This is a genomic window from Actomonas aquatica (genome assembly GCF_019679435.2).
Classification (GTDB): domain Bacteria; phylum Verrucomicrobiota; class Verrucomicrobiia; order Opitutales; family Opitutaceae; genus Actomonas; species Actomonas aquatica.
On sequence record NZ_CP139781.1, the window covers coordinates 4,906,340 to 4,927,598 of the forward strand.

The 21,259-nt window shown below is 65.6% G+C and carries 14 protein-coding genes; 5 read left to right on the plus strand and 9 right to left on the minus strand.

Translation table 11 applies throughout. The features are described from left to right. Positions 1–366: 366 nt before the first annotated feature. Complete coding sequence (locus K1X11_RS18770; RefSeq protein WP_221030695.1) at positions 367–2,526, minus strand: TonB-dependent receptor; 2,160 nt, start codon at positions 2,524–2,526, stop codon at positions 367–369. 139 nt (positions 2,527–2,665) lie between these two features. Further along, on the minus strand, positions 2,666–2,983 hold the full coding sequence (locus K1X11_RS18775; protein ID WP_221030696.1) for a hypothetical protein: 318 nt from the start codon (positions 2,981–2,983) through the stop codon (positions 2,666–2,668). A 176-nt stretch (positions 2,984–3,159) separates the two neighbouring features. Between K1X11_RS18775 and K1X11_RS18780 the strand changes: the two genes are divergently transcribed. Both K1X11_RS18780 and K1X11_RS18785 read left to right on the plus strand, forming a co-directional pair. Further along, positions 3,160–5,232, plus strand: coding sequence for a S46 family peptidase (locus K1X11_RS18780; RefSeq protein WP_221030697.1), 2,073 nt, complete (start codon positions 3,160–3,162; stop codon positions 5,230–5,232). A gap of 660 nt (positions 5,233–5,892) precedes the next feature. Further along, positions 5,893–6,510, plus strand: a complete 618-nt coding sequence (locus tag K1X11_RS18785) for a hypothetical protein (protein WP_221030698.1) — start codon at positions 5,893–5,895, stop codon at positions 6,508–6,510. Positions 6,511–7,434: 924 nt separating this feature from the next. Here the strand turns inward: K1X11_RS18785 and K1X11_RS18790 are convergent. Further along, positions 7,435–10,818, minus strand: coding sequence for a S41 family peptidase (locus tag K1X11_RS18790; protein ID WP_221030699.1), 3,384 nt, complete (start codon positions 10,816–10,818; stop codon positions 7,435–7,437). Between the two features lie 254 nt (positions 10,819–11,072). Between K1X11_RS18790 and K1X11_RS18795 the strand changes: the two genes are divergently transcribed. Continuing rightward, positions 11,073–12,575: a response regulator gene (locus K1X11_RS18795; RefSeq protein ID WP_221030700.1), complete on the plus strand. Its 1,503-nt coding sequence runs from the start codon at positions 11,073–11,075 to the stop codon at positions 12,573–12,575. A 97-nt stretch (positions 12,576–12,672) separates the two neighbouring features. On the opposite strand, the gene K1X11_RS18800 is transcribed toward K1X11_RS18795, so the two are convergent. Further along, positions 12,673–14,157 carry a copper-binding protein gene (locus tag K1X11_RS18800; RefSeq protein WP_221030701.1) on the minus strand — a complete coding sequence of 495 codons (1,485 nt, stop codon included), beginning with the start codon at positions 14,155–14,157 and terminating at the stop codon, positions 12,673–12,675. 283 nt (positions 14,158–14,440) lie between these two features. Between K1X11_RS18800 and K1X11_RS18805 the strand changes: the two genes are divergently transcribed. Next, positions 14,441–16,789, plus strand: a complete 2,349-nt coding sequence (locus K1X11_RS18805) for a DUF3160 domain-containing protein (protein WP_324726024.1) — start codon at positions 14,441–14,443, stop codon at positions 16,787–16,789. 398 nt (positions 16,790–17,187) lie between these two features. Here K1X11_RS18805 and K1X11_RS18810 read toward each other — a convergent pair whose 3' ends face one another. The 3 genes from K1X11_RS18810 to K1X11_RS18820 form a co-directional block, all read right to left on the minus strand. Continuing rightward, entirely contained in the window at positions 17,188–17,568 is a 381-nt protein-coding gene (locus tag K1X11_RS18810) for a copper-binding protein (RefSeq protein ID WP_221030703.1), read from the minus strand. Positions 17,569–17,592: 24 nt separating this feature from the next. Continuing rightward, positions 17,593–19,659, minus strand: a complete 2,067-nt coding sequence (locus tag K1X11_RS18815; protein WP_221030704.1) for a TonB-dependent copper receptor — start codon at positions 19,657–19,659, stop codon at positions 17,593–17,595. A 142-nt stretch (positions 19,660–19,801) separates the two neighbouring features. Then, entirely contained in the window at positions 19,802–20,191 is a 390-nt protein-coding gene (locus tag K1X11_RS18820) for a hypothetical protein (RefSeq protein ID WP_221030705.1), read from the minus strand. A gap of 92 nt (positions 20,192–20,283) precedes the next feature. Here K1X11_RS18820 and K1X11_RS18825 point away from each other — a divergent pair, with 92 nt between their 5' ends. Continuing rightward, the gene (locus K1X11_RS18825; protein ID WP_221030706.1) at positions 20,284–20,523 is read left to right on the plus strand and encodes a DUF1653 domain-containing protein; all 240 of its coding nucleotides are present in this window, start codon (positions 20,284–20,286) and stop codon (positions 20,521–20,523) included. Positions 20,524–20,572: 49 nt separating this feature from the next. On the opposite strand, the gene K1X11_RS18830 is transcribed toward K1X11_RS18825, so the two are convergent. Together K1X11_RS18830 and K1X11_RS18835 are read right to left on the minus strand one after the other, a co-directional pair. Beyond that, positions 20,573–20,950, minus strand: a complete 378-nt coding sequence (locus K1X11_RS18830; RefSeq protein ID WP_221030707.1) for a type II toxin-antitoxin system VapC family toxin — start codon at positions 20,948–20,950, stop codon at positions 20,573–20,575. Beyond that, positions 20,947–21,237, minus strand: a complete 291-nt coding sequence (locus tag K1X11_RS18835; RefSeq protein WP_221030708.1) for a type II toxin-antitoxin system Phd/YefM family antitoxin — start codon at positions 21,235–21,237, stop codon at positions 20,947–20,949. Before K1X11_RS18835 ends, K1X11_RS18830 begins: the two co-directional genes overlap by 4 nt. Positions 21,238–21,259 lie beyond the last annotated feature (22 nt).

Consider the following 21,259-nt stretch of genomic DNA (forward strand, 5'->3'; position numbering starts at 1 on the left):
TCCGCTGGTAAGGCAAACGCGGCGACGAGGCAGAAAAAAGTCGCGTGGCAGGCATCAGGTCCGAACCTCATCCCGGGAGGAGCGAGGGCAGGGGATCAGCCTGTATAATGATTTGCATTGAGGCAAACCGCCGCCCGTCCGCTCTTCTACGTAGGGGCCCCTGGATAGGTTTACGTAGAGAGCCTGGCGGAGTGGGAAAACGACCGGATTGAAGTCAATTTTAGGCACAGCATGACACATGCGGGAAAGCCTCAGCCAAGGGGACAAACCCCGATCCGGTCGGCATGGCTTTGGCGCCGGCGAGCGCCGCGCGGGAAGGGGCCGAGGCGTCCCGCGCAGCGATTTTCAAGCCGAAGGTGGCGCCGACTAGAAGCTGGCGCGCAGGCTCAGGCTCAGGTTGCGGCCGGGCAGGGGCACGACTTCTTTCAGGAACGAGGTGTGCACGCGGGCTTCTTCGTCGGTGAGATTGGAGCCGCGCAGCAGGAGATCCCAGGTGACCGCGGAGGTGACCCAACGGTAGCCGCCGTAGAGGCCCACGAGCGTGTAGGCGTCGGTGGTGGTTTCACCGGGGGCGGTGCGGTCCTGTTCGAACACGTGGCTGACGTCGGCCCCGGCGCGCCATTGGTGGAGCGACCAATCGAGGCCGGCGCGCAGGCGGGTCGGCGTGGTGCGCGGCAGATCGGTGCGGTCGCTGGTGTTGCGGGCGCGCACGAAGTCGCCCGAGAGGCTCAGATCGAGATGGCCGTGTTGGTCCTCGTGCAGGTGGATGGTGGTGGTGAATTCGGCGCCGTGGAAATCGGCGTCGCGCTGCACAAACGCATACACGGGCAACCCGTCCGCTTCCGCCCCGGTGGGGTTCTCGTAGATGTAACCGTCGAAGTGGTTGAGGAAGACGGTGAGCTCGGACGAGAACAGTTCGCCGCGATGACGGAGGGAGAGGTCCAGGCCGTGCGAGATCTCGTGGCCGAGATTGGCGTCACCGAGCTCGTAGGCGTTGGTGCCGATATGCGGACCATCGGCGTAGAGTTCCTGGGCCGAGGGCGTGCGCTCGGTGTGGGCGAGAGACGCGGCGACCGTCCAAGATTCGTTGAGCTTTTGCACCCAGCCGAGTGAGCCGCTCACGGCGTCCTCGGATGCCCGGCGACCGCTGCCATCCTCGACATCGATGCCGGTGTGATCCCAACGGGCACCGAACTGCCAGAGCGTGGGGCCGGCTTCGACCTCCTCGAAGGCGAAGAGGGCAAATTCGCGCGTGCGGTAGGCGGGCAGGAAGGCCTCGGCCCCGACGGCATCAAACTCACTTTCGCCAAACTTGGCGCCGACTGCCCCCTGCAGGCCGCCCCAAGGTTGGTGCAGGGCGTCGAGGCGCAGGTCGTAGCCCCGATTGGTGAAGGTCGTGCCGATCTCATCGCCCTCGAGCTCGCGGTGTTCGTAGTCGGCGTGGACGGCGCGGAAACGCAGGGCGCGCAAGGCGGCGAAGGGGTCGCGCAACTCGCCCTCAAGTTCGAAGCGACGCTGGCTTAGGTCGACCGAGACCAGTTCCTCGCCGTGCTCGTGCTCGTCGTGGTCCTCGTCGTCGTGATCCTCTTCCTCATGGTCTTCGTCCTCGTGGTGTTCGTGGCTGTGAGCACCGGGCGGGATGCCGTAGAGGGTGTCGAAGCCGCTGTAAGCAAAGCCGAGGTAACCCCGGTCGCCGACCCAGGACAGGCCCAGGGCGCCGCCGGTGGAGTCGACGTAGGAGTTGGGCACATGCCCGTAGGCTTCGGCCTCCTCCTCCTCATCGTGGTCATCGTGATCCTCCTCATCGTGGTCCTCGTCGTCGTGATCATGTTCAGCCTCTTCCTCGGCGCGCAGGCGGGCGCTCTCGGCGTAACCGGGAATTTCCACGTCGCCGCTGCGGCGGTCAAAGGCGTCGACGTGCCAAGCAAGGGCGCCGGAGCTGCCTTCGATGACGAGGCCGAAGGCGCGCTCGTCGTTGCCGGTGGCGTAGCGGCCCTCGGTGCGGCCGTGGATGCCGGGCTCAGGGGCGGTGGTGTGTATCCGGTGAGTCACGACGTTGACTGCGCCGCCGATGGCGGAGCCGCCCTGCAGGAGCGCGGCGGGACCGCGGGTGACTTCGACGCGCTCAATGAGCAGCGGGTCGAGTGACACGGCGTGGTCGGGACTGATGACGGAGGCGTCGATGGTATCGGTGCCGTTTTGCAGCACGGCGACGCGCGGGCCGCCGAGAGCGCGGATGACGGGGCGGCTCGAACCGGGACCGAAGTAGGTCGAGCTCACGCCGGGCTGGTTGGCCAGCAATTCGCCGAGGGTGGCGGCTTGGTCGCGGCGCACGGTCTCGTCGCCGATGACGGTGGTGGGTTGGGCGATCTCGCTTTGCGAGCGCGCGTAAGGGTGCGTCGAGACGACAAAGTCGCCGAGGTGCACGGTATGGTTATCAGCGGCCGCGGAGGGCGGCAGCGTGGTTTGGGCAAACGCGCAGGAAGCGAGGGCGCTGCCCAGCAAGAGACGAAAGGAAAGGGACATGATACGGATGTGAGAGAGGGGCCGAGCGGGCGCACGGAGGCACGGAGGGCGCGGCGGGTTGCGGTTCAAAACGGCGCACGCACAGCGCGCGCGCCGGTAGGGCAACGGGGTAGGCAGGCGGCGCGGTGGCCGCCGGTTCTCACATCTGCGGAGGGGCGCGTCCCGGTGGGAGCGACCAGGTGGGCGTCGGCTGGGCGACGCGCGTCACGGGCGTGATCGAGCCGAGCGCCAGCAAGGCGACCGGCGCAAACAGCACGACCGTCAGCGCCGGGGTCACACCGCCGGCGAAGAGATCCACCGCGCAACTGTGCTCGGGGGAATGGGCATCATCGTGCACCACGACGTGCAGCTCCGGCGCGACCGTCAGCACGCCCAAGGCAAACACCGTCCACGCCAGCAGGACCGCGAGGACGCGGCGGCGAGGTTGGGCTTTGCGGTAATGGGCGGAGATGAACATCGCGGACAGACGGCTTACTAGCGGGCATGGTATAGAACGCGTCAAGTCACCGGAGGCGGGAATTTGCGATGTTCGCCCATCGGCGGCGAACGCTGCGTGGACGAACCGGTTTTGAAATTTCAAATCGGGTGCACTGGAGCGTTGCGGCGCGAGCGTTAAGGGGCAGCGATGGGGCCATGAATACGTTATCCCGGTGGCGCCGTTTGGCGTCGGTTTGTTTGGTCTCTTTGGGGGCCACGGTGGCTTCGGCCGATGATGGCATGTGGTTGCTCAACGCGCCGCCGACGGCGCAGCTGCAGGAACGCTACGGCTTCACGCCCACGGCGGACTGGCTGGAGCACCTGCAGAAATCCTCGGTGCGTTTTAACAACGGCGGTTCCGGCTCCTTCGTGTCGGCCGACGGTCTGGTCATCACCAACCACCACGTGGCGTCGGATGTCCTGCACAAGTTGAGCTCCGCGGATCACGACCTGTTGGAGGACGGTTTCATCGCCCGCACCCGTGACGCCGAGCTGCCCTGTCTCGATCTCGAGCTCAACGTGCTCATGTCGATCGAGGATGTGACCGACCGCGTGAACGCCGCCGTGGGCGCCGACCTCGATCCCGCCGCCGCCAGTGCCGCGCGTCGTGCCGTGCTCGCGGAGATCGAACAGGAGTCGCTGGCCGAGACGGGGCTACGCAGTGACGTCGAGTCGCTGTATCAGGGAGCTCAATACCACCTCTATCGATACAAGCGCTACACCGACGTGCGCCTGGTCTTCGCGCCAGAGAGTGCGGCGGGCGCATTTGGCGGTGACCCGGACAACTTTGGTTACCCGCGCTACTGCCTCGATGTGACCTTCTTTCGGGTTTACGAGAACGATCAGCCGGCGGCGATCGAGCATCACCTGACCTGGAACAGTGCCGGCACGCAGGAAGGCGACCTGGTGTTTGTGACCGGCCACCCCGGCTCGACCGATCGTCTCATCACGATGGCGGAGATGGATTTCTCCCGCGATGTGTCGGTGCCGCAGGTGCTGTGGTGGATCAAAAGCCGCGAGGTGCTGCTCAACGCCTACAGCAAAACCAGCGGCGAAGCGGCGCGCCAGGCCAAGGACGAGCTGCTTTACATGCAGAACGGTCGCAAAGTTTACGACGGTGAGATTTCCGGCCTCCTGGATCCGGCATTGAAGGCCATGAAGCAGGCCGAGGAAGAGCGTCTGCGCGCCTACTCGGCGGCGCATCCGGAGCTCGGCGCCGAGGGCGCTTGGGCCGAGATAGAAGCGGCCCAAGCCGAGCTCACGGATCTCTATGCCCGCCACCGCTTGGTGGAGCGTTGGAACTTCAACTCGAGCCTGTTTGAAAAGGCGCGCGAGCTCTACCGCGCTCCGACCGAGCGGGCCAAACCGAACGGCGAGCGTCTGCCGGATTACCGCGAGTCCTCGAAGGCGCAGTTTGAGTTGTCGCTGTTTTCCGAGGAGCCGATCTACCCGGAGTTTGAGTTGATCAAGGTGAAGCACCACCTCGAGTTCATGGCCATGGCGTTGGGCTCGAACGATCCCGCCGTGGTGATCGCCCTCGGCGGCAAAGCTCCGGCGGAGCGCGCAGCCGAACTCGTCATGGGCACGAAGGTCGGCGACGTTGCTTATCGTCGGGAGTTGTATGCATTGGATGCCGCCGCGATGGAGACGGTCGAGGATCCGATGATCGCGCTCGTGCGCGCGCTCGATGCGAGCTCGCGGGCGATGCAGGAACAGGTGGATGCGATCGACGAAACCAAGTCGCAGGCCCACGCCCGCATCGCCAAGGTGCGTTACGCGCTCGACGGCGACAGCGTCTCGCCGGACGCCACCTTCTCGCTGCGCCTCGGCGTCGGCACGGTCAAAGGCGTGCAGGAAGACGGCGCGTGGATCGAACCCTACACCAAGATCGGCGGCACCTACGCGCGGGCGGATTTGCACGAGCAAGTGTTCCCCTTCGGCCTGCCGGAAAGCTGGCTCGAAGCGCGTGACGAGGTGGCGGCGGATACGCCGTATAACTTCATCAGCACGGTCTATTCGATCGGCGGCAACTCCGGCAGTCCGGTGCTGAATCGTGACGGTGAATTCGTGGGCATCCTCTTCGACGGCAACATCCACTCGCTGGTCTGGGCTTACGCCTACACCGACACGCTGGCGCGCTCGGTGAACGTCGATGTGCGTGGCATCCTGGAGGCCTTGGATTCGATCTACGACGCTCAGGAACTGCTCGCGGAAATCAACGCGAAGTAAGGGGCGGGCGTTACTGCTGTAGCCGGGCTCGGTGAGCCCGGGCCGGGGTCAACGACCCCGGCTACAGCGGCCAAGATCTGTAGGGCCGTCGCTTGCGACGTGCCGCTGGCAGAGAGGCAGGAGGGAGCGGCCGAGACGGCCGCTGCTACACTCGGACAGGAGTTGTAGCCGCGGGCGTGTCGCCCGCCTTGCGGTGAGACGGTGGTTGGGGTGCCGAGGCTGGAAGCCTCGGCCACGGGTTGCTGGTTCGGTGGGTAGTGGGCGCGGCATCTTGCCGCGGCGGCAGTGGGGGAGGCGGCGTGCTGGATGGGGCGGAGAGGCAATGGGCGGCGTGCCGCAAGCGGCAACCCTACGATGGATGCGCTAAAGGGGGGGCCGTTGTTGTAGCCGGGCTCGGTTAGCCCGGACCGGGGTCAACGACCCCGGCTAAAGCGGGCCTGGCCTGCTCTGTAGGGCCGTCGCTTGCGACGTGCCGCCGGCGGAGAGGCAACGAGGAGCGGCCGAGACGGCCGCTGCTACACTCGGACGGACGTTGTAGCCGCGGGCGTGTCGCCCGCGTTTCAGGGGGACGGGGGCGATGGGGGCGTGGCTTTGGACGGGTTCGCGAATGCGCTGGTCGCAGGTTGGTGCCGCGATAGGCCGCAGATAGTCGGTTGACCAGTGGACACCGTGCCGGAAAATGCATGCATGGGACCGGGGCTTGTCCTGATTTTCTGGGGTGTTATTTTTTCCGTGATCGCGGCGGTTTGGGTGGCGTTGGTGGTGGCGGCGATCTGGGGCTGGAAGCGCAATATTGTTTGGCTCAAATGGGGGGCGACGGTCGCCGCCGGCCTGTTTGCGGTGGCAGCGGTCGCAATCGTGGGATTTTTCGCGTTCGGCGTGTATTGGTTTTCCCGTCCGACGGAGGTGTTTCACGAAGCGTTCCGAGAATACCCGTCGCCTGAGGTATCGGACTTGGAAAGCCGCCAGTTTTTTTTCGCCGACAACGGAGAGGTGCGGATGCGTTTCATTACGACTCGGCTGGAGTATGAACGGCTTGTGCCGGGGGACCTTCGACCGAGTTCGGCTGAGGAGGTGCGTCGTCGAATGGGCATCCGATCAGAAGGCGATCCGGAGTGGTGGACGTTTCAGTTCAATCCGTCGTGGCAGTATGCCCTGCGGGAAACGGAACGGGATGCGAATCGAGCCGGTAAGCGGGGCTTTTTTTGGGAGCTTGAAGTGTTCGCATACGATCCGAGTGCGAGCGTGGCATATTATTTCTTCAGCGGAATTGACTAGCTGATCGGTTCGCTGCCGGCATCCGGCTTGGTGGTCTTCGCTCCGGGGCTCAACGTTGTTGATTTGCGATCCCCTCCAGGTGGCAGGTGTCGGCCAGGAAGGCGGGAAAAGGCGGTGCGGTTCAGGATGCAAAATGGGGTCTTGGCCTGGGTAGCAGAGGGAAGTTCACGGCCAGTTTTACTCCTCAAGCGGAGTAATGCTGAAATACTCCTGATGTGGAGTAGTGAGGGTGACCGTCTTCCCGAGTTCGCCCTCCGAACGGGTCGCGCGCGCTGCGGTTGGGGCGGTGGTGGGGGGCCGAGGCTGGAAGCCTCGGCCACGGTCTTTCGGTGCGCGATCGGTTGTGGGCGCGGCATCTTGCCGCGGCGGCGTGCTGGATGGGGCGGAGAGGCAATGGACGGTGTGCCGCAAGCGGCAGCCCTACACTGGAGGCGTTTAAGGGCGGCCGTTGTTGTAGCCGGGCTCGGTGAGCCCGGACCGGGGTCAACGACCCCGGCTACAGCGGGCAAGATCTTTAGGGCCGTCGCTTGCGACGTGCCGCCGGCGGAGTGGCAAGGAGGAGCGGCCGAGACGGCCGCTGCTACACTCGGACAGGAGTTGTAGCCGCGGGCGTGTCGCCCGCGTTGCGGTGGGACGGTGGTGGGGTGCCGAGGCTGGAAGCCTCGGCCACGGTGTTGCCGGTGCGGTCGGTTGTGGGCGCGGCATCTTGCCGCGGCGGGGTTGAGGGGGGGCGTGCCGCAAGCGTCAGCCCTACGATGGATGCGCTAAAGGGGCCCGTTGTTGTAGCCGGGCTCGGTGAGCCCGGGCCGGGGTCGACGACCCCGGCTACAGTTCCGAGGTGAGTGGCGATGCGATTTGCGATGTCATCGATCATAAAAAAGGCGCCGCGGGTAGCGGCGCCTTTTGCGTAACGGGAGCGTGGGATCAGAGGCTCTTGTCCGGGTGAGGAGGTGGCGGGGGCAGGCCGGTTTCGACTTGTTCGAGTTCGGCGAGCACCTCTTCGATGCCGCGGTCGAGCTGCTGGTCTTCGCCGTGGAATTCCTTCCACGGGTCGTTGTCCACCACGATGTCGGGATCGACGCCGTGACCTTCGATGACCCACTTGGAACCGTCCAAGGCATACGGGCCGCTTTCGGGTTTGTGGAGCGAGCCGCCGTCGATGAACGGCAGGGAACCCCAGATGCCGACGACGCCGCCCCAAGAGCGTTTGCCAATGAGTTTGCCGAGGCCGGCGGCGCGGAAGCGGTGGTTCACAATGTCACCGTCGGAGGCGGAGAACTCGTCCATGAGCATGACCTTGGGGCCGTAGATGGCGCCTCCTGGATCGGCTCGCGGGGTGCCGCCGCGGCGCAGTTCGATCATGGCGATTTCGCGGCTGAGGCGTTCGATGATCATGGGCGAGACGTTGCCGCCGCCGTTACCGCGCACGTCGATGATGAGCGCGTCCTTGTTGAGCTGCGGGTAGAAGCGGCGCACGAAGGCGTTGAGACCGGGGGGGCCCATGTCGGGGATGTGCAGGTAACCGACGCGGCCGTCGGTGCGCTCGGTGACGTAGTCGATGTTGTTCTCCACCCATTGCTCGTAGTAGAGGTCGGCCTCGTCGCCGATGGGGACGATGGTGACATCGCGGGCGCCTTCGGTGGTGGGCGTGCCGTTGACGGTGAGCTTCACCTGCGCGCCGACTTTGCCGATGAGGGCCTCGAAGAGGTTGTTCATCTCGGCGACGGGACGGCCGTCGATGGCGAGGATGTAGTCACCTTCGCTGACGTTGACGCCGAGCTCGGTGAGGGGGGAGCGGGTGTTGGAGTGCCAGTTGGCACCCGGCAGGATGTGATCGATGCGGTAGGCGCGGCTGGCTTCGTCGCGGGAAACCTGGGCACCGAGCAGGCCGGTCTGGATGCGCGGGGCGTTGTTGCGATCGCCGCCGCCGACGTAGGCGTGGCCGATGTGGAGCTCACCGATCATCTCACCGATGAGGTAGGTGAGGTCGTTGCGGGTGGCGACCGACGGCACGAGCGCGCCGTATTTGTCGTGCATGGCCTGCCAGTCGACGCCGTGCATGTTGGCGTCGTAGAAGAAGTCGCGCATCTGGCGCCAGCTCTCGTCGAAGATCTGGGCCCACTCGGCGCGGGGATCGACGACCATCTTTAGGCCGGAGAGGCTGATCTTGTTCTCGGGCTTGAGCTCGATCTTGCCCTTGGCGGGGAGGTCGATGAGCGAGAAGGAACCGTGGCCGGCGACGACCAACATCTTCTTGTGGTCGGCCGTGATCTCGAAGCCGTTGTAGGCGCCGAGCACAGTCTCTTCGCGGTCCTCGAGGCTGTAGCGCACGATGACGGGCTGACGGCCGCTGTCGCCGCCGAAACCTTCACCGCCGTGGCCGCCGGTGACGGCACTGCCGGGCTCGCGGTAGTAGTAGACGTTGCCGTCGACGAGGTAGAGGCTGCGGTAGTTGGAGGGCTCGATGGGGAGCGCGATGACCCGGTCGTAGAGACCGTCGGTGTCGACCTTGACGGTGATGGCGGGCTCGGCGTCTTCGTCGTCGGCCTTCTTCTCGTCGTCGGATTTTTCGTCAGCGTCGGACTTGGCGTCGTCGGCCGGTTTGTCTTCGGCGATCTTCACCTCGTCGCTGCGCGGGGCGAAGGGCGACTCGGTGTCCTTGGCGAGGGCGACCATGTAAACGCGCTCCATGTCCATGTAGGCGTAGTTCCACTCGACGTCGGAGTAGATGGGATTGAAGTCGCGGGCGGAGGCAAAGAGCAGCCATTTGCCGTCGTCGGAGAAGGCGGGGCTGTTGGCGTTGAACCATTCGTCGGTTGCGGCGATCTCGGTGCCGTCGGTGACGTTGGTGAGCATGACGCGGGTGGAGCCGGCGGCGACGTTGCGCACCCAGGCGACCCAGTTGGAGTCGGGCGCCCACGTGTAGCTGTAGATGGGCGACTCGGGGTTGGTGGCGAGGTCGGTGACGGTCTTGGACTCGACGTCGACCATGCGCAGGCGTTGGTCGCGGTCGGCCCAGAGGAGCTTCTTGGAGTCGGGTGACCAATCGATGCCGAAGGCGTAGGACGTGGCGTCGTCGGTCAGCTGGGTGGCCTCGCCGCTGCCGTCCTGGGCGCGCAGGTAGAGTTCGAACTCGCCGGTGGCGTCGGACAGGTAAGCGACCCACTTGCCGTCGGGCGACCAGGTGGCGGAACGCTCATGGACGCCGGGGGTGTTGGAGAGGTTGCGGGTCGGACCGTGTTGGGCGGGGACGGTGAAGACCTCGCCGCGGGCGACGACGGTGACGCGGGCGCCGTCGGGGGACGGGCTCACGCTCTCGACGTAGTTCTCGACCGAGCGGTAGGACGGACGGGTGTCGGTGCGGTCGTCGATGACGGTGATCGGCACGACGGCGGCGGTCTGGGTGGCGAGATCGAAGCGCCAGATCTGGCCGGCGTTTTCGAAGACGACGGCGTCGGGTCCGAGGGAGGGGAACTTCACGTCGAAGTCGGTGAAGTGGGTGAGCTGCTTGATCTCCTTGGTGGTGAGGTCGACCGAGAAGAGGTTGGCGCGCGGGGTGCGTTCGGAGACGAAGTAGACGTGGTTGTCGGAGGCCCACATCGGGAAGATGTCCTGGGCGGGATCGTTGGTGAGGTTCTCGAGCTCGCCGCTTTTGAGGTCGAGGATCCAGACGTCGTCGGCCATGCCGCCGCGGTAGTGTTTCCAGGTGCGGAATTCGCGGAAGATGCGGTTGTAGGCGATCTTGGAATCGTCGGGCGAGAAGGTGAGGAAACCGCCGCGGGGCACGGGCAGGCGTTCCGGCACGTCGCCGTCGAGGCCGACGGTGTAGAGTTGGCCGTTGAAGGAGTTGTATTCGATGGCGCGGGAGCGGAAGGCGATCTCGGGCGCGGTGTTGCGCCAGGCCATGACGATGTTGTTGGGGCCCATGCGATCGGCGAGGTCGTCGCGGCCGAGGGTGGCGCTGGTGGTGAGGCGCTGGGGTTCACCGCCGGTGGCCGGCATCACGTAGACCTCGGTGTTGCCATCGTATTGGCCGGTGAAGGCGAGCTGGGCGCCATCGGCCGAGAAGCGCGGGAAGACCGCGTAGCCGGGGGTGTTGGTGAGGCGACGGGCGGTGCCGCCGGCGACGTCGACCGTGTAGAGCTGGCCGGCGTAGGAGAAAACGATCTGCTCACCGTTGGTGGTGGGGAAGCGCAGCAGACGCGTGGAGGAGGAGGACGACTCTCCGGCCGCGAAGACCGAAGCCGACAGAAGAATGGCGAGGAGCGACGTTAGGTAATAACGGCTCCGCCCAAGTAGTGTGTGCATTTTGCCACGCAAAGCGGTCGGGCCGTGGCTGACAAATGAGAATCCGCGGGCGGTCGCATTTCGGTGGTCATTGCCAAAGACCGGGCGGTGCAGGTGCCGCCAGAGGCAAGTCTGAGGCGATAAATTGGGGGCATGGGCCTATGAGAGAGCCTGCACACCGATCAGTATGATAAACAAAATGTGAAATTGCCCGAGGGTCGCAGGAAAATGGCGCGGTGGGATCAGGGACTGCGCTTGTTTGGTCGATCTATAGAATGATGCGATTTTTTCCGGACCCGCTACGTTGGGGGGCGCGCGCCTACTTGGTGGGAGGCGCGTTATTTGGCTGTCTGTTTCCGTTGGGAGCGATGGTGGTGCTCAGCTGGCAGGCGGGGGAGGGGGTTGTTTGGGGGCGGGCGTGGCAGGAACAGGCCAGCAATCCCTTGCTTTGGATTATCGACACGGCGCCGCTGTTCTTGGGCGTTTTTGCCTATGAAGTGGGGCGTCGCCAGGAAGCGATCGAAGCCATCAATACCTCGCTGCAGGAGCAGGTGAATCAGCAGACGCATGATCTGGTGCAGGCCAATACGTCGCTGCGGCTGGAGGTGCGGGCGAAACGGGAGCGCGAGGAGGAGTTGGTGTTGGCCACGCGGCAGGCCGAGGCGGGCACGCGGGCGCGCGATCGTTTTATTTCGAGTATCAGTCATGAGTTGCGCACTCCGATGAACGGGGTGGTGGGCATGGCGGAGGAGCTCGCGCGGTCGCCGCTCAACGAGGAGCAGCAGCGCGCGCTCGAGACGCTGCAATACTCGGCGCGTCACATGATCGGTCTGCTCGACGATGTGTTGGAGTTGGCCAAAGCGACGGCGCGGGAGGTGGTGCTCGACAACACCGAGTTCACTTTGGCTCCGATTCTCGATCTGGTCGAAAAATCCACTCAGGCGGACTGCGCGGCCAAAGGCGTCAAACTTGTGGTGCAGCGTCCGGCATCGGCGGTGCCGCCGCTCATGGGCGACCCGCTGCGACTCGGACAGATCCTGCTCAATCTGGTTAACTGGGCAGTGGCTTTCGCGGAAGGGCCGGTCGTCACCCTGAACGTCACGGCCGAGCCCGGCAAAGACGACGCGCTCGATGTGCGCTTTGAGATCGAGAACCCGCAGACTCAACCACTCACGCGCGATCGCACCTGGCAGGACAAGGATGCGCGGGAACACGAGGGCACCGACAGCATCAGCCTCAACGTCGCGCGCATGTTACTCAAGTTGCACGGTCGCACCCTCGAGCACGAACGGCCGGGGCGCGGCAGTGGCCGGTTGCGGTTCACGCTGCCGTTTGAGTTAGGGCGACCGGTGGTTGCTGCGCCTCCGACGCCAGTCGAAGCACCGCCGCAGGGGCGGGTGCTGGTGGTGGAAGACAATCTGGTGAATCGCAAGGTGGCGGTGGCGGTGCTCAAACGCATGGGCCTGGAGTATGACATCGCGGGGGATGGCGAAGAGGCCTTGGCCAAGCTGGCGGCGGGCGACTTTCAGCTCGTGCTGATGGACATCCAGATGCCGAAGATGGACGGCATCGAAGCGACCCGACAGATCCGGGCGTCGGCCGAACCGCGGATACGCGATATCTCAATCGTGGCGGTGACCGCGTCGGTGCTGAAGTCCGACGTGCACATCTGTGCGCAAGCCGGCATGGATGACTTTTTGGCCAAGCCCTACAAAAACGCCGACCTGATCGATAAGGTCAGGCAGTGGCTGGCGCATCCGCGCTCGGCGGCGGCTTGAGGGCGACGCAGGATCGGCCGATCCCGCGCGGGCCACGCTTTCGCCTCCGGCTCAAGCGCAGCTACTTTATGGCAGCTCGGTTTTTCGAGACGGCCGTCTAGTTGGCGGCTTTGAGCAGGCGGATGTTGAAGAGCCACCACTTGCCGTCGTCGCGGCGTTCCATGCGGGCCATGATCTCCTGGCCGTCGGCGACGAGGGGGATGACACGGGGATCGACGCTGAACTGCATGGTCATGGCTTTCATCACGCCGGGCACCTCCTCGTGCGCGACGAGCAGGGCGTTGCGTTCCGTCATGACTTTTTCGATACGTCCGCGCATGGCGTGGCCGCGGCTGGTGTCTTCCTGCGGACCGCAGCCGCAGTCGTCGACCGCGGCGCCCTCTTCGAGCGGCAGGGTGGCGATGTAGCTGGCGACGCCGGTGGGCTCGGGGCGGAGAATGAGCAGGCGGGCGGGTTGGTCGCTGCGGTTGTCGAGCAAGGTCATGCGCGGCCGGTCGTGGGGCGCGGCGGACGCCTCGCTCGGCGGCAGGGGCAGGCGGTCGATGGCGTGCATGACGCCCTCGGCGTCGACGCGGCGCAGGGCGTAGGTGCCGGGCGCTTCGACCCAACCGACCCACTGGCTGCCGTCGCGGGTGACGGCGACGGAGGCGCGGCCGATCGGGCGGGCGTCGGGATCGCTGACCGGACCGACGAGGTTCCAGCTGCGGCCGATGTTGTTGGAGCGGGCGGTTTTGACGACTGGCTCGCCGTCGGCGGCAGTGAACCAGGCGGCGGCCACGTGGGCACCGCGGCGGGAGAGGGCGGGACCGTTGACCGGGCAGGCATTGATGGTCCAACCGTCGCTGGTGGGCGCGGTGGCCTCGGTCCAGGCGCCGCGACTGTAGCGGCGGTAGGCGATGTCGCGCACCTCGTCGTCGCTGCGATCGCGGTAGGCGAGGAGCACGGAGCCGTTGGGCAGGACGGTGGTGGCGAGGCTGCAGCAATCGCAGACGCGATCGTCGATCAGAGTATCCGGTTCATCACTACCGAGCAGGCGGCTGCGCAATTGCATGGGACCGCCGTCGGTGTGGGCGCGACCGTCGAGCCAGACGGCCAGCCACTTGCCATTGATGAGCGGAGTGATGGTGGCAAATTCGGTGACGTGGCTCTCGATCGAAAGCGGGGCCGGGGGACTCCAGGTTTGGCCGTGGTTGTCGGAAGTGGCGTAAACGGCGTGGTAGGCGTGCGAGTGAGCGTCGCCGTCACCGCGTTCGAACCAGACGGCGGCGACCTTGCCGCGCAGACCGGCGGCGACGGACGGCGTGTCGGCGCTGTTGATGAACCAATTGGATCCGCTGGCGACGGTGCCGGGAGCGAGCCAAGCGTCGGCTTCGCGGTCGAAGCGCGTGATGCGCAGGGCGTGGCCGCCGTCGGTCGTGGGTTCCACCCAGGAGGCGTAGAGCGAACCATCGTAGGCGCTGGCCAGCTGCGGGGCAGTGGAGCCCGGGGCGGCGTCGAGCTGCAGGGCGTCGAAGCGCACCGGCTGAGCCCACAAAGGCGCGACAAGAAGGAGGGCGAGACGGAGCAGCGGCAGAAGCTTCATGGGTCGAAGGCGCATATTGAAGTCAGGGTGCGGGCGTTGCCAAGTCTGAGGCGGTGGTGGACGGGTGGCCGGGTGGCGGAGGGGCAGATGGAGAGGGGGAGGAGAAGGAAAACCGCGAAAGACGCGAAGGGCGCGAAGCCAGCAGGGTGGATAAGATGTCGGTTGTTTATCTTTTTTCGGGATCTAAGTAATTTGGAACTGGATCGTTGTGAGAAGTATGCGCCGCGTTTTGAGCTGGGTTTGTTCCTTCGGAGTAGTGGTCAGTGTTGCCCTTGCGGCGGAGGTGCCACCGCAACCCAAACCGGATCGCGGTCGCGGGCTGATGCCGGTGGAGCGTGAAGCGCTGCAACAGGAGTTTTGGCAGGATCTGCAGGCATGGCGGGAGGCGTTGCCGCCGGAGCAGTTGGAGGCCTTGCGGCAGCGGCAGCGCACGTCGCCTGATAGTGGGACGGGGGCAGGAGAGTCGGATTACGATTGGAAGGAGCTGGCAGATCGAATCGGGCTCACGCCGGCCGACGTGGAGCGGCTGCAGCGGGATAAGCTCATGATCGAGGACGTGCAGCTGAAGCAGATCTTTGAGGCCTACACTGAGCCGCAGGGACCGGTCTTTGTGACGAGCGATGTGCTGCTGAATGCCTTCATGGTGCTTTTCGAGGATTCGATGCGGGAGGTTGAATTGCGCCGAGCCGGACAACTGCGCATCGCGCTGGAATCGTTGGTCGAGTCGGCGCGAAAGGAGATGGCGAGCGAGCGTAATGCCTACACGGCGGAAGCCTTACGCGGAGGATGGGAACGGGCTCAGCGGGTGGTGGGACCGGCGGCGTGTTTGCTGGGCACCGATCCGGAGTTTTTCGACGAGGCGGTGCGGGTCGATATCGCGCGGGAGGTGGCGAGGATCAGAGCCGCCGCAGTCGTTGCGTTGCCCGAGTGGGTGGGGCCGCCGCGGCCGTCGCTGCAGGCGATCGACTACCGGTCGATGCGCCCGGTCGGGCTCTATGCTGGAGGGGAGTTATTGCAGAATTACTTCCGCGCGGTGCGATGGCTGCAGACGGTGCCGTTGCGGGCGGAGGTGGATGAGGAGCTTACGGCGATCGCGCTGCTGGGTTACGCGCATGGTCGGCGGGGGCAAGCGGTGTTCGACGACTTTACGGTGTGGTGGGGACGGCAGGATGATCGTGGGTTGGAGGAGGCTAGCCACGAGTTTCAGAATCTGTTGGATGGGCGTGGACCGTCCGGGGCAGAAGCAGATTGGGACCTGAAGCTGGCGGACCGGCGCCGTTGGCTGTTACGGGAGAGGATGGACACCGAGGCGTGGGGGCGGCTGCGCAATACCCTGCAGTTGCCGGATGGCGGAGAAGAGGAACTGGCGGAGTGGGAGTTTCGCGTGCTCTCCGGGTTTCGGCTGCCGGATGCCTTAGCTTTGCAGGGGGATGGCAAGCCGGGGGCATTCCGGCCGGGTCTGGTGGTGGCTGCGATGTTGGGCTCGGAACTGGCGTGGCGTGAGTTGGATCGACGTGGTGATGTTGGGCGGGACGATGAGTTTGTCGCCGCGGGCCGGGCCGAGTGGCGACCGGAGGATTTGCGGAAGGCGTATCCGCCGAGCTTATACGACGATTACCTGGAGGTTTTGGCCGCCTTGGTGGAGCTGGCGGAACCGGACGCCCCGGAGTTCATGCGTGGGGAAGCCTGGGCGGCGAAGTCCAACCAGACATTGCTGGCGGGATGGGCGCAGATGCGGCATGCGGCGACGCTGCAGGCCAAGGAGAGCGCGTTGTATTTTGGAATGGTGATGGTGCCGCCCGGGTTTGTGGAGCCGAACCCGACTTTTCATCATCGCTTCGCCAATCTGGTGGCGCGGGTGTTGAGCGAGTTGGAGAAAGAGAAGGTTTTTGAGCCGTCGGTGGCGGTGGAGGTGGATCGGCTGCGACAAGCCGCGGATGCGTTCGAAGCGTTGGGACTGCACCGGGAGGGGGCGACGGCGGCGGACTTTGAGGCGTTGTCGGAGGAGCAACAGCGCGACTATCAGGCCGCTATGCACGCCGGTTCGGAAGAGGTGTTTTTTGGAGTGATGGTGCTGGGGACAGAGGACGATTCACCGGTGGGTTTTGCCAAAGCGCATGCGGATTATCTGCAGCTCCTGCGGCAAAAGGCCGACGATCTGGAAGCGGGGCGAGTGGCGCCACCCGAGGGCGATGGGGCGTTGGAGGGCCGCTGGCGGAGCTTGGAGCGTTTGACCCGGCAGCTTGAGGCGATGGTGCACAAACAACTGCGCGGGCAGGCTTGGACACCGGAGGAGGAGCGTCTGCTCCGCGGCTTTGGCGAAGCGATGGGCGGGGTGATGGGTTACGATGGTAACTCCTGGCTCACGCCGCGTGATGATGCGCCGCGTTGGACGGCGGTGTTGAATGATCCGGCGTTTGATCGGGTGCTGGCGGTGGGCACCGGCCGACCGCGGCTGATTCATGTGCTGTATCCATGGAATGGGCACGAAGTCCTGTGCCAAGGCGCGGTGATGTCCTACTACGAATACGCCGCCCGCGAACGCCTCACGGACGGCGAATGGTTGGAGTTGTTGGACTCGAAGTATGCCCCGGCCCTGCCGGAATGGGTCGAGCCGATTTTGGTCCGGTAGGGCGGTGCCGACGGGGACGTCGGCGGTGGCGGGCGGGCGGCGGAGAGTCACGGGGAGCGGCCGAGACGGCCGCTGCTACATTCGGAATTGTAGCCGCGGGCGTGTCGCCTGCGTTTCGTTGGCCCGGTAGAGCGGTGCCGAGGCTGGAAGCCTCGGCCACGGTATCAGGCGTGGGCGCGGCATCTTGCCGCGGTCGGGGGAGTGCTGGGGCCGACGGGGGCGTCGGCGGAGAGGCACGGGGAGCGGCCGAGACGGCCGCTGCTACATTCGGGGTTGTAGCCGCGGGCGTGTCGCCCGCGTGTCGTTGGTCCGGTAGGGCGGTGCCGAGGCTGGAAGCCTCGGCCACGGTATCGGGGGTGGGCGCGGCATCTTGCCGCGGCGTCGGCGGTCCCGGCGGTCTATTGTTTCGCAACGACGGTGACGTCGTCGAGATACCAAGTGTTGTCTTCGGCGCGGTGCAGGGTGGCGGTGATGGTGTCGCCGATCTTTACTTCGTTGAGGACCTTGGGGGCGACGCGCAGGAGCATGGTCATGGCGCCCATCACACCGTGGATTTCTTCGTGCTTCACCAGCAGGGCCTGGCGATCGGGGACGACGGACTCCACCAAGCCGCGGAGCGGGTGTCCGGCGTCGGCGGGTTTGGTGGCTTCGGTCGGTTCCTCGCAGGTGCAGGCCATGGTGCATTGGTCGGCACCACAAGCGCAGGCGGCGGTGCTGGTCGCGGGCGCGAGCAGCAGGCCGGTGAGGAGGAACAGGAGGGAGGAGAGGGAGCGTTTCATGGTTGGGAGAGAAAGCAGGGGGAATTAATAACGGTAGTCGCACTTAAGCCAAGCGAAGCGACCGGGTTCGTTGACGCGGGTGGTTTGGATAAATCCGGCCACGGCGGCGCCGGCCCGACTGATGTGTTCGGCGTAGGTGGTGTCGAAGAGGTTGTCGATGCCAGCGGAGAGGCGCAGGGCGGCGGTGGGCGTCCAAGAGGCGTTGATCGACACGACGTCGAAGGCCGGCGAGCGACCGATGTCCTGGCCGACGATGTTGCCTTGATCGATGGCGACGCGGTTCTGGCGGGCGACGCCGCGCCAGAGCAGACCGGTGGACCAGGTGTCACGCTGGTAGGTGAAACCGAGGCGGGCTTCGAGCGGCGGCAGTTGGGCGAGAGGGAGCGCGTCGGTGTCGTTCTCCCCGCGCACGTAGGCCAGGCTGGTGTCGAGGTGGAGGTTTTCGCCGAAGCGGTAGCCGAGGCCGAGTTCGCCGCCGAAAGTGGTGGCGTCGATGTTGCGCGTGATGGTGGCGAGCCGCGTCATGCCCATCATGGCGGTGGGTTTGGCGACGTTGCGCTGGATGAGGATGAAGTCGTCGATGCGCGAGGCGAAGGTGGAGAGCGATAGGTCGAGGTTGCCGCGACGGTAGAGCCAACCGGCGTCGACTTGGGTGGTCTTCTCGACGGAGGTATTGAAGGCGCTGGTGCTGGTGGCGCTTTCCGGTGTGACGAGCTCCCAGTAGTCGGGGAAGCGCTGGGTGTGGCCGAGACCGAGGTAAACGGTGGAGCCGGGCGCGAAGTCGTGTTCCAGGCGGGCGAAGGCGCCAGGCAGGGTGCTTTCGCGCTGGAGGTCGGCGGTGGGATTGGGGGCGGTGCCCATCATGCCAAGACGCACATTGGTGCGCTCGTCGCGGGCGGTCCAGCGGTCGGCGCGCAGACCGGCGTAGGTCCGGGTGTCACGAGAGAGTGAATACGCACCCTCGGCGAAGACGCCGGTCTGGTGGAAGGTGGCGTTGGTGGAACGCGGCATGGCCTCGTAGGGCATCATGTCCTGATTCATGGAGTTGCGCACGCGGTGGCGGTTGCTCTGGTGATCGAGGCCCACGTCGAGACGCAGCGCCTCTGATGGCGTGAGGGCGACGGCGAGGCGGCCGCCGTAGGTGAGGCGGTCTGGATTGGAGACAGCCTTGCCCGGCATCATCATGGTGGGGGCGAAGTCGCGCAGGCTGTAGTTGTCCATGACGTGGTCGACGGCGTTGACGTAGGCCTGGGCTTCGACCTCGGCGATGAGGTCGGAGAGGCCGGTGCGGCGCAGGCGGAGGCCGAGGTTTTCGCGGTCGAACAATACGCCATCCATCATGCGATCGGCGTAGCTGGCTTCGCCGTCGGAGCGGGCGCCGGTGAGCTCCACAAAGGTTTGGGCATCGGGCGTCCAGGCGAGGGACGCGTGAGTCGACCACCGTTCGTAGGCGGAGTGCACGGTCTGGCCGGAGCCGTCTTCGTAGTCGTCCATGGACGACCAGGTGGCGGCGAGGCGACCTTGGAGCGCGGTATTGCCGCCGCGCAGATCGAGGGCGGCATCGGTGCGACCGAAGTCGCCGAGGGTGGCGGTGGCAAAGGCCGTGGCGCCAGTCTCGTCGCGGCGACCGGAGTCGCGTTCGAAACGCACGGCGCCGGCGGGGCTGACCGGACCGTAGCGGACGGACTGCGGACCTTTCACGACGGTGATGCGGTCGAAGGCGGCGGGGAAGATGTAGGCGGTGGGAGGATCCATGCGTTGGCCGCAACCGCCGAGTAGGCCCTCGCCCTCGACGAGGATGCCGAGGCGGGAGCCGGCCATGCCGCGGAAGGTGGGATCGCCGTCGGCGCCGCCTTTGCGGATGACGGCGAAACCGGGGATGTTTTTGAGCACATCGGCGCCGTCGTGGGCTGGCACGGGCTGGGCGGGGGCTTTGGGGTCGGTGACGACGGTGAGCGGATCGACGGAGCGGACGGTGGTGACGACGACCGGGTCGAGTTTGGTGGGCTCGCGGGTGGTGGATTGAGCGGCGAGGATGGAGGAGGAGAGTGCGACGATGGTGGTCGCGAGCAGGGAAAGGGAACGGGACATAGGGAGAGTGGGTTGGAGAAGGTTGCTTCAAGGCGGGCCGACGCGTCCGCGCAGGGAGGCGTGTCGGCAAACTCCGATGGCGCAGCTCGCGGGTGAGCATGCGCGTGGGAGGTGATAAAAGGTGAGCGGGCGGCGCGGGGCCTCAGGCGAGGCGCGGCGGCGGGACCGGTGGCGCGAGCGGACGCGCGGCGGGCAGGGCACAGTCGCTAAGCGACCACGGTTCGGCGACAGGGGCGGTGATCACCACGGGGGCGGAGCACGCGAGGCCGAGTTGGATTTTTTGGGTGCCGGATTCGGCAGGGGCCGGTGAGCCGTCGGTGTCGGCGGTTTGTTTGGCGTCCTGCACAAACTCACACACCCCGCACATGCCATCGACGCTGAAGGTCAGGCGGGCGGCGTCGACGTAGGACATGGTTTGCGAGTAGCTCGCGAACATTTTGCCCCAGGCGAAGGTTTGCACCAAGTCCCAGTGGCTGCCGGTGGCGAAGAGCCAGGCAACGAGGGTGAAGGCGAGGGACAAACGGCGGGGCATGGCGAGGAGAGCAAGACATGCGGGGCGGCTGAGGTGCCGCAAGGCGAAACCGAGACTTGCTTGATCTGGGTCAAGTGTCCCGGATTTTGGCAATGTCGCACGAATTGCCGCCCCTACCTGCCGAACCTCAACCCGGTCGTTACCGTCATTACAAAGGGGGCGAGTATGAAGTGGTGGGGCTGGCGCGCCACTCTGAGACGCTGGAGCCGCTGGTGGTGTATCGCGCGCTCTACGGTGAGGGCGGGCTGTGGGTGCGCCCGGCGGGGATGTGGAACGAAACCGTCACGCTGGCCGACGGGCGCAGCGTGGTGCGGTTTGCGCGGGAGGGTTGAGGGAGGCCGAGCTGGGTGGGAGCCGGCGGGGAGGCCGCACCTTGAAGGGTCAGGCTTGGATCGTGGGCACGTCGTAGCGCGGGATCCAGGCGTCGCGCGTTGCCAGGACCAGCCCTTCGCACAGCGCTTGGGCGATGAGCAGGCGGTCAAACGGGTCGGAATGGAGGGGCGGCAACGAGAGCGTGTGCGTGGCGTGGGCCGCGGTGACGGGGAGTTCATCGAAACCGTCGTCAACCAAGATGGCCGTGAAATCGGACGGGATCCGCAGTTTGCCTTTGGCGACCTTCAACCCGAGTTCCCAAATTGAAGCCGGGCTGAAATAGGCGGTGTTGCCGGGGTCCTGCAGCAATGGACGCAGCTCCGGGCTCAGTTGCCGGGGATCTTCCAGCCACCAGATCAGGACATGCGAATCGAGCAGCAGTCTCACGGACGGTCCTCGGCGGCGTGAGGGGGGAGGCTGGGCTCTACTTGATGGTAGAGGGGAGCGTCAGACATCTGTGCGATGAGATCCTCGTCGGTCTCCCAGCAATCGGGTGATGCCCAAATCTGCCCCTTGAGCTGGCCACCTACCCGTGGCTTCCTGGCGACCTGAAAAGGCACGAGTTTGGCCAGCGGTTTTCCGGCCTTGGCCAGAATGATCTCCTCTCCGGCGGCGGCTTGATCCACCAAACGCGACAGGTGGGTCTTGGCCGCCTGAATGTTGATGGTTTTCATATCAACCAGACCAAGTCTGGTC